The organism is Chryseobacterium sp. AC417, from assembly GCF_979258215.1.
The window spans coordinates 2,915,269-2,930,287 of record NZ_OZ409845.1; the positions used below are offsets into that span (position 1 = coordinate 2,915,269).

16 protein-coding genes and 1 pseudogene are annotated in these 15,019 nt (G+C 33.9%); 13 read left to right on the forward strand and 4 right to left on the reverse strand.

Translation table 11 applies throughout. From position 1 onward, the window contains the following. The gene (locus ACZZ9T_RS13850) at positions 1-612 is read left to right on the forward strand and encodes a hypothetical protein (protein ID WP_463442572.1); all 612 of its coding nucleotides are present in this window, start codon (positions 1-3) and stop codon (positions 610-612) included. A 284-nt stretch (positions 613-896) separates the two neighbouring features. After that, the gene (locus ACZZ9T_RS13855) at positions 897-1,220 is read left to right on the forward strand and encodes an Mpo1-like protein (protein WP_463442573.1); all 324 of its coding nucleotides are present in this window, start codon (positions 897-899) and stop codon (positions 1,218-1,220) included. Between the two features lie 228 nt (positions 1,221-1,448). Here the strand turns inward: ACZZ9T_RS13855 and ACZZ9T_RS13860 are convergent, their stop codons facing one another. Together ACZZ9T_RS13860 and ACZZ9T_RS13865 are read right to left on the reverse strand one after the other, a co-directional pair. Further along, complete coding sequence (locus ACZZ9T_RS13860) at positions 1,449-2,381, reverse strand: SPFH domain-containing protein (protein WP_463442574.1); 933 nt, start codon at positions 2,379-2,381, stop codon at positions 1,449-1,451. Positions 2,382-2,451: 70 nt separating this feature from the next. Then, on the reverse strand, positions 2,452-3,807 hold the full coding sequence (locus ACZZ9T_RS13865) for a deoxyguanosinetriphosphate triphosphohydrolase (protein WP_463443006.1): 1,356 nt from the start codon (positions 3,805-3,807) through the stop codon (positions 2,452-2,454). 70 nt (positions 3,808-3,877) lie between these two features. Between ACZZ9T_RS13865 and ACZZ9T_RS13870 the strand changes: the two genes are divergently transcribed. The 4 genes from ACZZ9T_RS13870 (at position 3,878) to ACZZ9T_RS13885 (ending at position 7,201) form a co-directional block, all read left to right on the forward strand. Continuing rightward, on the forward strand, positions 3,878-4,609 hold the full coding sequence (locus ACZZ9T_RS13870) for a DNA-formamidopyrimidine glycosylase family protein (RefSeq protein WP_463442575.1): 732 nt from the start codon (positions 3,878-3,880) through the stop codon (positions 4,607-4,609). Positions 4,610-5,188: 579 nt separating this feature from the next. Next, positions 5,189-5,695, forward strand: coding sequence for a MepB family protein (locus ACZZ9T_RS13875; protein ID WP_463442576.1), 507 nt, complete (start codon positions 5,189-5,191; stop codon positions 5,693-5,695). A gap of 172 nt (positions 5,696-5,867) precedes the next feature. Continuing rightward, positions 5,868-6,572: an AAA family ATPase gene (locus ACZZ9T_RS13880; protein ID WP_463442577.1), complete on the forward strand. Its 705-nt coding sequence runs from the start codon at positions 5,868-5,870 to the stop codon at positions 6,570-6,572. A 65-nt stretch (positions 6,573-6,637) separates the two neighbouring features. Beyond that, entirely contained in the window at positions 6,638-7,201 is a 564-nt protein-coding gene (locus ACZZ9T_RS13885) for a hypothetical protein (protein ID WP_463442578.1), read from the forward strand. 73 nt (positions 7,202-7,274) lie between these two features. Here the strand turns inward: ACZZ9T_RS13885 and ACZZ9T_RS13890 are convergent, their stop codons facing one another. Then, positions 7,275-7,436, reverse strand: coding sequence for a hypothetical protein (locus ACZZ9T_RS13890; protein WP_463442579.1), 162 nt, complete (start codon positions 7,434-7,436; stop codon positions 7,275-7,277). Positions 7,437-7,507: 71 nt separating this feature from the next. Next, positions 7,508-10,510 (reverse strand): LamG-like jellyroll fold domain-containing protein, encoded by a 3,003-nt coding sequence (locus tag ACZZ9T_RS13895; protein ID WP_463442580.1) that lies wholly within the window; start codon positions 10,508-10,510, stop codon positions 7,508-7,510. Between the two features lie 306 nt (positions 10,511-10,816). Between ACZZ9T_RS13895 and ACZZ9T_RS13900 the strand changes: the two genes are divergently transcribed. The 7 genes and pseudogenes from ACZZ9T_RS13900 to ACZZ9T_RS13930 all read left to right on the forward strand — a co-directional run bounded on the left by ACZZ9T_RS13900 (position 10,817) and on the right by ACZZ9T_RS13930 (position 14,999). Next, entirely contained in the window at positions 10,817-11,299 is a 483-nt protein-coding gene (locus tag ACZZ9T_RS13900) for a hypothetical protein (protein WP_463442581.1), read from the forward strand. Between the two features lie 406 nt (positions 11,300-11,705). Then, positions 11,706-12,050, forward strand: a complete 345-nt coding sequence (locus ACZZ9T_RS13905) for a hypothetical protein (protein ID WP_463442582.1) — start codon at positions 11,706-11,708, stop codon at positions 12,048-12,050. A gap of 75 nt (positions 12,051-12,125) precedes the next feature. Further along, a complete protein-coding gene (locus ACZZ9T_RS13910; protein ID WP_463442583.1) occupies positions 12,126-12,467 on the forward strand; it encodes a hypothetical protein in 342 nt (113 codons plus the stop codon). 8 nt (positions 12,468-12,475) lie between these two features. Beyond that, a pseudogene (locus ACZZ9T_RS13915) lies at positions 12,476-12,767 on the forward strand (CPCC family cysteine-rich protein). 169 nt (positions 12,768-12,936) lie between these two features. Continuing rightward, a complete protein-coding gene (locus tag ACZZ9T_RS13920) occupies positions 12,937-13,413 on the forward strand; it encodes a hypothetical protein (RefSeq protein ID WP_463442584.1) in 477 nt (158 codons plus the stop codon). Positions 13,414-13,897: 484 nt separating this feature from the next. Beyond that, on the forward strand, positions 13,898-14,119 hold the full coding sequence (locus tag ACZZ9T_RS13925; protein WP_463442585.1) for a hypothetical protein: 222 nt from the start codon (positions 13,898-13,900) through the stop codon (positions 14,117-14,119). Between the two features lie 28 nt (positions 14,120-14,147). Further along, positions 14,148-14,999 carry a transporter gene (locus ACZZ9T_RS13930; protein ID WP_463442586.1) on the forward strand — a complete coding sequence of 284 codons (852 nt, stop codon included), beginning with the start codon at positions 14,148-14,150 and terminating at the stop codon, positions 14,997-14,999. Positions 15,000-15,019 lie beyond the last annotated feature (20 nt).

Here is a 15,019-nt window from a genome sequence, read left to right on the forward strand (position 1 = left end):
ATGAAATATCTTTTCTGTCTGCTATGTTTAATCACCATAGGATGCAATAAATCTAAAGTTGAATCGGGCAATGATTTAACCGTACAGAATTCAGAAATAACGAAGATTCCTTATAAAGAATTTTTAAGGTCGATCAATAAAAAGACTGCGGAAGAAAAGAAAAATTATCTTTTTAAATTTATCAACTACGACGTTCCCAATTATTGGATGGGTACACCTTGGTCATTCAACGGAACATCGAGAGAACCTCAGAAAAACACCATTGCCTGCGGATATTTTGTTACGAATACGCTGGTTGATTTTGGTTTCGACATCAACAGAACTTATCTTGCACAACAAGCTTCTTCCGTGATGATTAAAAAGCTTTGTAAAGACATCAAATATTTCAGCAAAAGACAGGATTTAGACAATTATCTCTTAAACAAAGATAAAAACCAGGTGTACATTGTCGGTCTCGACTTCCATACGGGTTTTATTACAAGAGAAAATAAAGACACTTATTTTATTCATTCCAGCTATATCAAAAACAAGGGTGTTGTAAAGGAATTAACTACAAATTCACAGGCATTGAACGCTTCCAAAACATTTATGCTTGGAACTTTAAATTATTGATATAATATCCAATCCTTGTTTTTCGAATATAAGTGGAACGCCTTTGTATATCTTAATTTGAAAACCTTATAAGTTAAGTCTTTGTTTAGCTTTGCGTTTAATTATCACGATGAAAGACAAAGTTTTGACAACCTACATTTTGTCTAAGAAAAACAGTGGTATTTATTTAAGAAAGTAACACAATATTTTAATAAATCATCTAAACAGGAACAAACTATCATATTACTATAAATAATTGGCGAAATAATTGCTAAAGTTTCTTAAGAACTTTAAACTATACTGCCATGCCTGAAAGAATCAAAACATACCAAGAGTTCTATGAGTTTTATCTCGATGAACACAAGAAATTAGGAACAAGAATTTTTCATTTTCTGGGAATTCTGTTTGTTTTTCTCGTCATGGGGTTTGTCATTTACACCGGAAAAGAAAGATTTCTTTGGTACATTCCGATATTTGGATATGGTTTTGCGTGGCTGAGCCATGCTTTTATCGAGAGAAATAAACCTGCCACTTTTAAATATCCGCTTTGGTCACTGATGTCAGATTTTAAACTATTTTTCGAATTATTGACTGGCAAACAAAAATTCAGAACTAAAGAAAAAGCTTAATTTTGAAGTCCTTTGAAATTTCATATGATGAAAAATATTCTATAGACTTTAATCTTAATTTTTCATTTAACAGCAATATTTGTCGAGATTCAATGCAAAACAATGCAGAATTTCAAACGAGAAAACGATAAAATTTTCATCATTGCTTCAGAAACTGTTCTAATATCAAGAAATAAAAAAATCCCTTTCAATATGTATTGAAGGGATTTATATTTTCAGCAAATGATCTTAATGCCCGTGATTTCTCGGAGGTTCGGGTAACTGTATCTTATTGACTTCATCCATTTTCTGCGTTGCAGCCATAGAAACCACCAATTCATTCAGCATAGAGCTTGCTGCCTGTGGAGAATTGGGTAATAACACCAAATTGCTTCTGTTATTGGCTCCGATGGAATGTAAAGTATCGTAATGTTGCGTTACAACAATTAGTGCCGAAGCTTCTTGCGCATTGATTCCTGCAGCATTCAGCATTTTTACAGACTCTTCAAGACCTTTTGCGATTTCTCTTCTCTGGTCTGCAATCCCTTGTCCCTGAAGTTTTTTAGATTCGGCTTCAGCTTTTGCAACCGCAACAATTCTGATTCTTTGCGCTTCAGATTCGTATTCTGCAGCAGTTTTTTCACGTTCTGCAGCGTTGATCCTGTTCATGGCGTGTTTTACCTGTTCATCCGGATCAATATCTGTCACCAACGCTTTGATAATATCGTAACCATAACTTTGCATTGCTTCCTGCAATTCACTTTTTACAGCCACTGCAATATCATCTTTTCTTACAAAAACATCGTCTAATTTCGTTTTTGGAACTTCCGCACGCACCACATCAAAAACATAAGATGTAATCTGATTTTCAGGATTTTCCAAACGATAATATGCATCTTTTACGTTTTCTCTGATCACCTGATATTGCACAGAAACTTTCATTTTTATGAAAACATTATCCAAAGTTTTGGTATCGATAATGACATCCAATTGCTGGATTCTAAGATTCAGACGTTTAGAAATCTGATCCAAAAAAGGGATCTTCAAATGCAAACCGGCGTGGCTTACTTTTAAAAATTTACCCAATCGTTCTACAACCGCTGCAGATTCCTGCTTTACTGTAAAGAATGAAGCGAATAATGTAACAAGTCCGAAAAAGACCAAAATACCTAAATACACCATATAGTTTTTTTTATGAATTAGGTGATAAGATACAAGTTTTTAGAATAAAAATCAAATTAAAGTTGAAAAATCACATCGTCATTCCGATATCGATTCCTTTTATTTTTCTATACAAGTCTGTAGCATAATTATCGGTCATTCCTGATACAAAATCAATAACTCCCAAAGTTTTCTGGTAATCATTCCCTTCTTCGTAAACAAATTGTTGTGGCAGAAGTTTTAAAGCCATTTTATCGTAAGATTTCCTGTCATCTTTCGCTTTTAAAACCGATGGAATAAAGTGATCAAGCAATTCATACATAACATTATAACCTGCATTTTCTATTTCTACAACAGCTTTGTGATTGTATATTTTAGCGATAGAATAAGATTCAATTTCCTGTAGTGCTTTATTTCCGTCACGGTAAATATCCAGCAAACCTTTATCTAAATTACCTTCTAAAATTGTAGTGAAATTTGTTTTAAAACTTTCTATGGACTGATTAATCAATGCATTAATAACTTTAGCTCTCAGGTAAGAAACCCTTTCGTTATCATTTGAAATAGCAACCAGCTTATCTTTCACTTTTTTGATGTCCTTATTTTCAGATTCGATAAGATCCATAAAAAGATTTTCGCAGTCTGCACTTGAAATAATCCCCAAACGATGTGCATCTTCCATATCAATAATATTGTAGCAGATATCATCGGCAGCTTCTACTAACCAAACAAAAGGATGTCTTTTAAAAATATAAGGTTCATCATTTTCCTGAATGAGATTAACTCCTTTTGCTATTTCTAAAAAAGTTTCTTTTTCGTTCTGAAAAAACCCGAATTTTTTCCTGTGAATAATTCCTTTTTTCTTTGCGACAGCTTCACAGGGATATTTTGCAATACTTGCTAAAGTTGTAAAGGTAAGCTGGGTTCCTCCTAGATCCTTCCCTTGCTGTTGATGAGCGAGAACACGGATTGCATTGGCGTTTCCTTCAAAATTAACAAGATCTGCCCATTCTTTGGTTGAAAATTTAGGTTTAAGTTCGTTTTCATTTTTATCAAAATAGCTCGCAATGGCATCTTCACCGGAGTGTCCGAACGCAGGATTTCCCACATCATGACAAAGGCAGGCTGCAGCGATTACGTTTCCTAAATTAAGCTGATAAAAGTTGTTAGATTCTTCCGTGAGTTCATTCTGATGATTTTCAGAAATAAATTCTCCTATCACACTTCCCAGACTTCTTCCTACCGAAGAAACTTCTAATGAATGCGTCAATCGGTTATGTACAAATACACTTCCGGGAAGAGGAAAAACCTGAGTTTTGTTCTGCAATCTTCTAAATGCCGACGAAAAAATAATCCGGTCAAAATCTCTCTGGAAATCCGTTCTTGAAGCAACAGTATTTGGATTGTTACCGGTACGCTGACTGGTAAAAATCTGGTTCAAATTCATCATTTTCCAAAATTAATTCAAATTTTACTTTTAAAGGAATAATATTTGAGTTTTTCTTGAAAACAAAACAATGCCTGAAGGTCCAACAATTATTCTAATGAAAGAAGATCTGCAAAAATTTGCAGGCCAAAAAGTAATGGAAGTGAGCGGAAGCGAACTTCCTGAAACATCAAAAATAAAAGGAGAAATTCTAAGAGAAATCAAAACCTTCGGGAAACAAACCTATCTGATTTTTGATCATATTATTTTCAAAATCCATCTCATGATGTTTGGTTCTTACAGTCTGCATGAAAGGAAAGATATTGATACACTTCGTCTGGGCTTTACATTTAAAGAAGGCGGAATGTATTTTTACACTTGCGTTGTGAAAATCATTGATGAAAGTTTTCTTTTAAAAATCGACTGGGAAACTGATATCATGAGTGACCGATGGAACTCCGAAAAAACTGAAGCAACTTTAAAAGCAGCTCCTAAAATGATGATCTGTGATGCCTTGATGAATCAGGATATTTTCTCCGGAGTCGGGAATATCATCAAAAACGAAGCTTTGTTCAGAGTAGGAATTCATCCGGAAACTCTGATCGGAAACCTACCTCCGAAAAAACTGAAAGAAATTATCGCAGAAGCAAGAAACTATGGTTTCGACTTTAAGAAATGGAAAAAAGCCAATGTTCTCAGCAAACATTTCCAAATCTACCATCAGAAAAGCTGTCCCATCTGTGGAGAAGAAGTTACAAAGAAAGACACCGGAAAAAGTAAACGCACGAGTTTTTTCTGTGAAAATGATCAGAAATTGTATTGATCTGTATCCACAGATAACTGACGAATTATACTATTAAATTTTATTCATTTTTAATCAATAAAGCACCAATTTAGGGTGCTTTAGTTTTTATTATGCAAAGCATTTTTATCTTATTGTGATTATCAAGTCTTAAACACACAATACGAATACATTAACATATTCACATTATTTTACGAATAAAATAATTTATTTTACAGACAATTTGTATGAAATTTTTAAAATTATTCAATTAACAGTTACTCTTAAATAGCTTAATAATGCCGTAACAAACTGATATACATCATGATATTTGTATTGCCTATACAATTTGAAAGCCGTAATATTGCATTACAGAATTCGCAATAAATATTAAAATAAATAAAAATTCAAAAATTATGATCGCAATCGTCGGAGTAGCAACATGTGCAGTTTTAGTTTCTTCTTATATCGCAACGGTAAAAAAAGAAAACAACTAAATTATCAACTAAAAATAGTAGCCCATAAAACAATTTTATCAGTTAGTATTTTTATGTTTGCAGTCTTAACTGTCTGCCCGCTCTTTTACTCAACCGGAGTAAAAGAGCGCAAAAAACTCAAAAAATGATTACAGAACTTGAGCAACTTCAAAATTCAGTTTTTTCTAAGCTCGACTTAATCATTTCAAACCTTCAGCCAGATCCTGAATGTGAAGATTATCTTGGACACAGTTTTCAACTTAATCATCGCAGCATCAAATTCAGAAAGGCTAAAATTACCCCAAAGAAAATCGGACAATTTGTAACTTTATGGAAGAGAAATCCTGAAAGTAAACAAACCGAACCTTTCACTTCTGAAGATTCTTTTGATTTTTACATTATTGCTTGTCAGTCTGATGAAAAATCCGGAATTTTCTTTTTTCCAAAATATATTCTTACTCAAAAGCATATTCTTACCTCTCGATCGAAAGAAGGAAAACGAGGTTTCAGAGTGTATCCGAACTGGGATTCGCCCAAAAATAAACAAGCGATGAAAACTCAGGATTGGCAGGCAGATTTCTTTATAGATTTCTCGGATGATGATTTTCTTGGAAAAATTCGTCAGCTCTGGCGTTTTTCGTTATTAAATTAATAAAACAGGTATCGAGAAAGATTGAGCCACCGACAGCCATTACATCGAAAACTTCTTGACACTATTTTTTTCAAAATCTACTAGAAGCAACGCTATTCTAAAAAAACTTAATCAACCAAAAAGATTCTAAAGGATTATCTTTGCAACACAAAACTGTTTCAACAAAGCTAAAATGAATCTGTACAACCTCATCATTCAGGACAAAGAAGAAGTAACACTCGATGATGTTTTTCTTGAACCTCATAACAAAGACCATTTTGTACAGCTCATCAAAGAACAGACCTACGCCAAAGAACTGATGGAATACGGACTTCCCGTGAACAATAAAGTCCTTCTCGAAGGAAGTTCAGGTTGCGGAAAAACTATGACTGCAAAGGCAATTGCTAATGCTTTGGGCAAAAATATCATTATTCTCAACCTCAGCAATATCGTTTCGTCAAGAATCGGGGAAACTTCTCAAAATATCAAAATGATTTTTGATAAAGCTGCAAGAGAACGATCTGTTCTTTTTTTGGATGAGCTCGACCAGATCGGAAAAGCTCGCGGTAGTGATGATAAAGATGTGGGTGAAATGAGAAGACTCGTGAATACGCTGATTCAGTTAATCGATTATTATCCCGAAAATGCGCTGCTGCTTTGTGCCACCAATCATGCAGAAATTATTGACACGGCAATCATCAGACGTTTTCAGCTGAAAATAAAATACGAAATGCCTTCTAAAGAATTTCTGGATAGTTTTTATGATGGTCTTTTAGCAAAATTTCCTGAAGATCTGAGAAATATCGAGAGAAAATATGAGTTTTCTTTTGCTGAAGCGAAGGATTATGCTTTTACGGTGGTGAAAGGGAGGTTGATTGGGAAGTTGGAAACACAATAGTTTTAAAAAATTTAAATAACTTAGATTTAGGCTAAAAAGATATATTAGCACTAACACCACACCGTATGAAACATCTGATAATTTATTTATTTCTGATCTTATTTCCCTGTATTGGCTTGGCACAAACTCAGGAGGAATTAGTTGCTTATTTGAAGAATGAATATCCTATAAGAAAGAAAATAAATTTTGGAGAAATCTATTATAATGAAAAAGATCTACCTGTTTTGTATGTAGATGATGTTCTTAAAAAATGTATTCCAGAGGTGTCATTTTATATATTCGACTTGAATTTTCGAGGATGTTACGGATTTAGTAAAAGACAATCAATATTGGTTTGTAAAAATGGTAAAATTATTTTTTCGCAATTAGGCTTAGGATTTCTTGCAAATGATTTTGGCTTACATCAACAATTTGTAGATCTCTTCAAAAATAATGAATTAATAACGAGTAGTTCACGTAATGAATATATAGAACATATTGCAAAATTATTATATTCAACTTATTATAACCCACCCTATACAATCCAAACGTTAACAGATTCAATAATATTTGATATTCAAGATCACTGGTCTCTAGTATTTATTATGGAAAAACAAAGTTTGAAGGATATTAGTTTTAAGTTTAGATAACCCTTTCATAGTATGGGTTTCTAAACTGGTGCTTACTCACCCCTTCATAACTCCCTAAATCAATTCGCATATCTTATTTCCCAGCGCAGAAATCACAGGAATCAGCGTCTTCCCAAAATCTGTGAGAAAATACTTTTACTTTGGGCGGAATCTGTTCGTAGATTTTCTTTGAAACAAATTCATGTTCTTCGAATTTTGGCACTCTACAGATGAAGCGAATTTCAGATTGTCCCAAAAAAAAATCCTTTCAAAAATTGAAAGGATCTTCTAATGTAATATGAAATAAACTAAGTGTGCTTTTGATTTTTACTGAACAATAATTTTAAAATTGCTGTTCAGATTTTCTCCTGAAACATTCAGAATATAATTTCCTGATACTTTTCTACCACCGATATTTAAATTAAATATTCCGTTTTCTGTAGACTTTATTGTTTCCTTAACGATCACTTTACCGGTCATATCCAGTATTGTCGCTGTTAGACTTGATTTTTTATATTCGGGAAGCTTAATGAAAATCTGATCTTTTACAGGATTCGGATATACCGTTCCTACGTTTTTACTGATGCTGAATTCTTCATTGCTCAACACTGCCTGATTGTACAAAGCAGATACTTCGGTTGAAGTTAATGCGTAGTTGTACATTTTAAGTTCATCAAATGCACCTTTGTAGGGAGCTGAAGCGTTGGCAGTTGCCTGAAATTCTAGTTCACCGATATTTCCAATGATAAAATCGCTTGCTTCACCAATTCCTGTAACTGCTGTCTCGTCACCTTCAGCACTTAAAACGCCATTGGTGTAAATTCTCATTTTATGAGCAACAATGTCTCTCTGGATCACTACATGCACCCAGTTGCCTGTAAAATAATTGGCTACAGGTGATGTAATTTCTTTTTTCGTTACATCATCATCGATAGCATATCGCAGCTGACCACCTTTAATCTCTATGTTAAAACGTTTACCGGTTGCTCCTGTTGTTGTATTTTTAGTGATCGAACCTTTACACAAAATATAAAGACTCGTCGCTGAAGATGCCGGAATCATACTTGCCGGAGCTTTCATCCAGTAAGAAACGGTAAATGAATTATTGTTAAACATAATCTGATCCTGATGAGGAATACTCGCTATGTAAGGAGTTGCCGGTGCAGTTGCCAAATCTAAAGCATTGTTTTCTTTTCCCGGAACTCTTACACTTGCGTTGTCATACGCCGCACTTAAAATACCGTGATTGGCAAATGGCGAAACATCTGTAATTTGTGTACCTGATAACGGAGCTTCAGCAAAAGGCCAGTTTCCTACAACACTCGGTGTAATCGCACGGAAATTCCATACAATTCCTGTAGCTGTTCCTAAAGTATTGGTTGCATCAATTCTCCAGTAGTAATTGGTTGCTGTACTCAAACCTGTCAATTGATGTGAAGGCGTAGCTGAATATGGAACTGTTGCCACATTGGTTAAACTCAAAGGATCTGTACCAAAATGAACAGTATAGCTCGTTGTGTTGCTGCTTCCTGACCATTTTAAAAGCAGATTGCCATTATCCAACTGAATATTGGTATTTGCACTGGAAGGATTGGGAGCCGTAGCCTGTGTTGGCGCAGACGGAACCGGAGGTGTAGTAATGGTTGCATTGGCGGTATACACAGAAGAATCTGTTGCATTGGTCGCTTTTACTCTGTAATAATATTGCGTATTTGGTGTTAAACCCGTTTCATTATAAGTGACTGTATTCGCAGGCAGTGTTGCAATAGCTGTAAAGGTTGTTCCATTGGTAGAACGTTCCAGTACATAATTCGTTTCATTGGTCGCATTGTCATTCCAGTTAACCGTGAAAGAACTTAAAGCAGGAGTTCCTGTGGTAAGAGGATTAGTGAAATTTAAATTCGTAGGTGGGATAATAAAATCCGGCGCTGGTGTATTCGGTAAACCGTTAATATAAACCTCTATGTTCAGATAAGGAGCGTTGGTAGTACTTACTGCTAAAGCGTCAGCAACATTAGGATTAAGTCCGTTGGCAGTTTCCCACGCATCCGGCATACCATCATTATCGGTATCCAGAGGAGCCGGTGCGCCATAAATGTGTCCTGCTCCACCGTTGGTGAAACCAAACTGAGTGGTTAAATCCGTTTGTACATAAACATAAGCGGCAGTGGTTCCTTTAGATGATAAATCTGAAATCATCAATTGATCTACCTGATCACGTCTCGGATACGATGCTCCTACTCCAGCAACAACATTATTATAAGCATCCACCGCAGATAAAGTTGTATTTTTCATTGGGTAATCATAAGGAGTCGTCAGTATAGAAGCTGCATCTCCTGTAGGAAACCCCGTTAAATCCTGGGGAACCAAAGTTCCGTCTAAGACTCCGTTTTTATTGTTATCAAAATAATTCCCGGGACCATACAAGTTGAAGTTGGCATTACCCACACTAAAAGGTGTAGAAACTGTGCTGCCCGTATTCGGACCTCCGATAAAATAATTGTTGATAATATTTGCATAAGAAGCTCCAGCAGAATCTCCGCCCATAATGTAAGCTTCTCCTGACTGTGTATGACCGTACGTATTGCCATAATTTCCCCAGTTGTACACAACATTATTTACGAACTCATTGATCCCTTTTACTTTGTTGTTTCTGGTTTTATTGGAGATATATAAATTTCCGATCAGACTGATCTTTCCGCCTACTGGTGGCTGCATCAATCCTCCTGCAGAGTGATTATGACGGTGTAATCCCTGTCCGATGATAGAATTCTGAATCGTAATATTATCAGGACTCGTCCCATTGTTATCCCAGTTCACAGAAAATACTTCATCTGTACCCCAGGTAAATGTCATATGATCTAAGATAATATTCGCACCATTCGCAATTCCTGATGCATCTTGATTTTGGGCTGTTCCGCCATAACGGACACGGAAATATCTGGCAATGGTATTATTAGATCCAGAAAATGAAACTCTCGGTCCTAAAAATAAAATTCCTTCTCCGGGAGCGGTTTGTCCGGCAATCGTGGTATTGGCAGCAACGGCAACGACCGATTGTAAATTAACAATTCCTCCCACTTTAAAAATCACAAATCGACCCGGCTGACTTACCGCATCACGGAAAGAACCTGCACCGCTGTCATTCAAATTGGTTACCAAATAGATTTGAGGATTGGCTGCACCTCTTGCTCCTGTAGTAAATCTACCAAAACCTGTAGCTTCCGGAAATGCTAGTGTCTGTGCATTTATATCGACTGTAGAAAGTGTGATTCCACAAATCAATAAAGATTTGAGAGTTTGCTTAAAGAGTAAAGATTTATTTTTCATGAATATTAAATTTTGTTTAAACTAATCTACCCACAACGCCAAATATGAGCATCCTGCTCCGTCCTGCTATCGTCTAAAAATCAAATAATTACACTACTAATCATTGTTTTTACACCAAGTTAAGAGATGTTAATAGGTTGGAAATCATTGGAGGATGATTGTGATTTATATATTTAAAATTGATTATCTTAAACATATTGTAATAAATCAATTTCTGAAGATTTTTGTTATATTTGATTATAGTTTGGATTGACGCAATGCTAAGACAAAAGTCAGCAGTAATTCACACATTAACAATTAAAAAACATGAATTTAAAATTTATCCTAGCAAGCGTAATTACTTTATTGACTTGTGTTATTTATGCACAAGATAATACAACTGATTTTACTCCTTGTACTGAAGTAAAATATTCTGTAGAAGATTCTCAATTAAAACAAAAATATGGAGATTTATCAAAACCAAATACTAATTCAAAATTTATTGGCGGAATTGAAGAATTGAAAAAGTATTTTGCGGAAAATTCTCTTACAAATCCTAAATCCAAAAACATTGTGTTTAGAACACATATTGGATTTGTGGTTAATTGTAATGGAAAAGCAGGTAATTTTGAAATCATTAGTAACGGAAAAGGAGATTTAAAATTGCTTTCTGAAAACGTTTTGGAAATAGTCCAAAAAATGCCTCAAAACTGGGAAGCAGCAAAAGTTGACGGAAAAAATGTTGATAGCTATCAGATTTTATCTTTTACTATTCTTGACGGAAACTTAACTAAAGTAAATTATAGATAAGAATTACTCCTAACAAAGGTTTTGCAATATTGAGGCGAAACTGCAAAGTTCCACGGTAGTTCTTCTATTGAACTTTTTTGCAAAATTGAAGATTTGTGCTTCGATTCCCCGCCATCGCAAAGCCCCGAAACGTTATGTGTAAACTTAGACAAACATTACCCAAGACATAAAAAACGGACTTAACCTTGCTTTAAACGAGGCAATTATTGTCGGACTTTGCTTTGAAGAGGAACGCAAAACTGTTTACCTTACTTTTTATCCTATTGCAATTCAACAAGACGGGACAATTCCCAATGATAATAGATTTCTTTTTGCTTTTAGAAACGTTGGACGACTGGCTTCGTCATTAACTCTTGACACAGAAACAGAAGCGATTAAATTCGAACCAACCGAACTTGTTGACAAAATGAATGAATTTAAAAATGAATCACTTTATGGCTGGGAATTTATTGATAACGAAGAAAAATTAATTTTCAATCAATGGAAAGAAAATACAAGTTTTGACACAATTATGAGTAGTAACTTTGACAAGCAACACACAATCGACCTCTTTCAAGAAGACAAATACAGTAAAAAGACAATTGAGGTAAAAATTTGGTTTGACAAAATTGAAATATTCGATAGTAAACTCAATCCGTTTGACATTCAAATATTCATTGACAACGGAAAAAGAGGTTGGGACAAATTATATGAAAGCGGTTGGTCGACAACAGAAGAGGAACTAAAAGGAGCATTAAAACTTAACGAATGATAACAAGAGTTTTGCAATAGTGGGGCGAAACTGCAAAGTTCAACGGCAGTTCTTCTATCGAAATTTTGTGCAAAATTGAAGATTTGTGCTTCGATTGCCCCACCATCGCAAAGCCCCAATACGTTAGCAGAATATTTTATGAACGAAATCCAGACAAAAGACTTTATAGATTCTAATAATGTAAAGGAAATATTATTCAATTCCTTCAAATCAATTGTTGAAAATAATACTTGTGAGGATTTAAATTTGAGTAATAAAAATGTTTCAATTGAGTTGAATCATATCCAATGTGATTTAAAAAATCCATTTATTACTTTTAAATGTAAAATTATTAATCAAGACAAAACAATAGGTTTTTATTCTGTTGTCTTTGAACAAACTGGAAAAATAATTGATGATTTTTTTGTAATTTTTTAATCCTGAAAATGAGCCTAAGAAAACTTGACGAAGATTACCAACATGGCGCAAATGGAAAATATTTTTGCAAATGTTGCGGTTACAATACTTTATCAGAATTTCCAAGTGGAACTTATAAAATTTGTGAAATTTGTTTTTGGGAAGACGACCTCTATCAAACAAAATCCAAATGAAAAAGGAGGTCCAAATCGAGTTTCTTTAATTGAAGCAAGAAAAAACTTTGAAGAATTTGGAGTTTGCGAACTGGAAATGAAAATGAATGTTAGAAAGTTGTTCGAAAACGATATACGTAAAATTTAAATTAATATTGCTGGTAACAGAAGTTTGACAAGATTCTGAATTTTGTAGTAAATACACGTTTACCTTTACATTTCGCAAGAAATTTTATCTTTAACAGAAAAAAATCGGTTCCTAAGCTTGCCTCACCAAGCCTCGAAACGTTAGCTGCCATTTAAAAAAGCTACAACATATGGAAATAGAATTTTTTGAAACTAAAAATTATACAGAGTTGATTCCTTTAAATTTATTAGATGACGTATTATGTGAAAAAATTGGAGAAAAAGTAATACTTACGTGGTTTTTTAAAATGCCATCTGAAAGAGAAGTTAAAGAAAAAGGTGCTGAAATGGAACAACCTATAATTATTAGTTCTACAAACAAGTTTTCTGGCAAATTAAATGAATCATTTTTTGATACTCTTGCCGAAAAATTTGATTATATCTATGAGTATGATTTCAACCAAACTTACCAATTATTTTTTAACCTTAATCCAATATCACCACCAGAATATTACACAAGAATGAGTTGGTGGGATTCGAACATAATATGTCTGGAATTTGTTGAAGCAAAATGGAAAATTGTAAATAATAAAATTTGGTATTATAGAGAGTTATTTAATGATAATATACTGAAATTCGGGGAAGTGAAAATAAAAAACGTCAGTTAACAGGCGTTTGGCAAGATTTCGAATTTTTGTTAAATTCAAGTTCACGTTTCGCAATAAATTTTATCTAAAAATCAATAATTACATCCTAAATCATTATTACTATGCTAAATAAACTAATTTTAACATACTGAAAATGAAAAATTAAAAGGATAAAAAAAACCTTAGTTTTATTTAATTAAATTAAGAATTACTTGTTAGTGATCTTTATTTACTTCTAAGAATATAATCTGATTTTGGCGTTTAGATCTATCCAAATACATTTTAAAAAAGGCCTTTTGATCATGACATTAGATGATGGAAACGGAAACGTTATTTATTAACTCCAGATCGTGACTTCTTATTTTTTCGAATTTTTGTTCTGTGGCTTCGTTATTGCGTTACGAAAAATATAGCATTTTAAATTTAAGATCAGCATCAAAAGTCATTGCCAATCTTAAAATAGAATTTGCTGAATAATGTATAACATTACTAAAAAAATATTATTATGCAATTTATTGAATTCAAAAAAGAACATTTTATTCACAACGAAGAAAACGGTAATTATTTGCTGGAAATTCCAAAAGACGAAGTCGGCTTCGGCGACATTAAGTTACAAAAGAAAAAGGAGAATGGGACTTTTGAGGAACTAGACGCTGAAATCATTGACAATCTTAACCTCATTAAAATTATTTTAGAGAATCCTGAAGATATCAGAGTGAATTTTTAATTGTAACCAAAGTTTCAAAATTATAAACATGACCATTAAAAAAAATCCCAACATTTTTAAGATTTTTTTTGGTGCATTTATTTTGCCTTTTGTGTGCTATGGGCAACAAGAATTGCATCAAAATTACTCGCTGCTGCATCCTGTTCCCCGTGCTCTCATGAGGGAAATGGAAACCGACAGACCGGATGTTACTGAATCACCCTATACAGTAGATGCAGGACACTTACAGTACGAAACTGATTTTGTAAGGCTGATAAAAGAAAAGTCTGAAGAACAGAAAAACAATCCATTATTGATTAATCAGGCAAACTTAAAAATCGGACTTACCAAAAGTACCGCCATACAGATTGGCTTCCAGACTTATGGAAGGCAAAAAGAAACAGACCTTGCTTCTGGAAATACAGAGACAACGCATGGCTTTGGTGATGTGACTCTTAGAATCAAACAAAATTTGATTGGAAACGACCAAGGAAATTTTGCTTTGGCATTATTACCTTATATAAAATTTCCAACTTCGACATATGATGAAACCAGCCGTTTTGAAGGTGGTTTAATTGTTCCGATGCTCTATAAACTACCCGGAGAATGGAATCTTGGATTTCAGGTAGAAGTTGACAGATTAAAAGATAAAGATCAGCAGACTATGCATACTGAATTGCTGCAGACATTAGCTCTTAGCCACCAATTAATAAAAAATATAGACGGTATAGTAGAAACTTATTATACTTATGACTTTAAAGCACATGAGTTATCTAATTATTTAAACGCTGCTATTCAGATACAAGTTGTGAAAGATTTTAAACTTGATGCAGGGATTAATTACGGATTACAGCATAATACGGAAAAACATTATTTCGTTGGTGCTTCGTATCGTAATTAAAATTCACCTATTGATGAATA

Excerpts from the sequence above, each read along its gene's own strand:
- ACZZ9T_RS13850 (WP_463442572.1), top strand. The coding sequence starts at position 1 with ATGAAATATCTTTTCTGTCTGCTATGTTTAATCACCATAGGATGCAAT.
- ACZZ9T_RS13870 (WP_463442575.1), top strand. The coding sequence starts at position 3,878 with ATGCCTGAAGGTCCAACAATTATTCTAATGAAAGAAGATCTGCAAAAA.
- ACZZ9T_RS13880 (WP_463442577.1), top strand. The coding sequence starts at position 5,868 with ATGAATCTGTACAACCTCATCATTCAGGACAAAGAAGAAGTAACACTC.
- ACZZ9T_RS13875 (WP_463442576.1), top strand. The coding sequence starts at position 5,189 with ATGATTACAGAACTTGAGCAACTTCAAAATTCAGTTTTTTCTAAGCTC.
- ACZZ9T_RS13895 (WP_463442580.1), bottom strand. The coding sequence starts at position 10,510 with ATGAAAAATAAATCTTTACTCTTTAAGCAAACTCTCAAATCTTTATTG.
- ACZZ9T_RS13865 (WP_463443006.1), bottom strand. The coding sequence starts at position 3,807 with ATGAATTTGAACCAGATTTTTACCAGTCAGCGTACCGGTAACAATCCA.
- ACZZ9T_RS13930 (WP_463442586.1), top strand. The coding sequence starts at position 14,148 with ATGACCATTAAAAAAAATCCCAACATTTTTAAGATTTTTTTTGGTGCA.
- ACZZ9T_RS13920 (WP_463442584.1), top strand. The coding sequence starts at position 12,937 with ATGGAAATAGAATTTTTTGAAACTAAAAATTATACAGAGTTGATTCCT.
- ACZZ9T_RS13885 (WP_463442578.1), top strand. The coding sequence starts at position 6,638 with ATGAAACATCTGATAATTTATTTATTTCTGATCTTATTTCCCTGTATT.
- ACZZ9T_RS13905 (WP_463442582.1), top strand. The coding sequence starts at position 11,706 with ATGAATGAATTTAAAAATGAATCACTTTATGGCTGGGAATTTATTGAT.
- ACZZ9T_RS13860 (WP_463442574.1), bottom strand. The coding sequence starts at position 2,381 with ATGGTGTATTTAGGTATTTTGGTCTTTTTCGGACTTGTTACATTATTC.
- ACZZ9T_RS13855 (WP_463442573.1), top strand. The coding sequence starts at position 897 with ATGCCTGAAAGAATCAAAACATACCAAGAGTTCTATGAGTTTTATCTC.
- ACZZ9T_RS13925 (WP_463442585.1), top strand. The coding sequence starts at position 13,898 with ATGCAATTTATTGAATTCAAAAAAGAACATTTTATTCACAACGAAGAA.
- ACZZ9T_RS13900 (WP_463442581.1), top strand. The coding sequence starts at position 10,817 with ATGAATTTAAAATTTATCCTAGCAAGCGTAATTACTTTATTGACTTGT.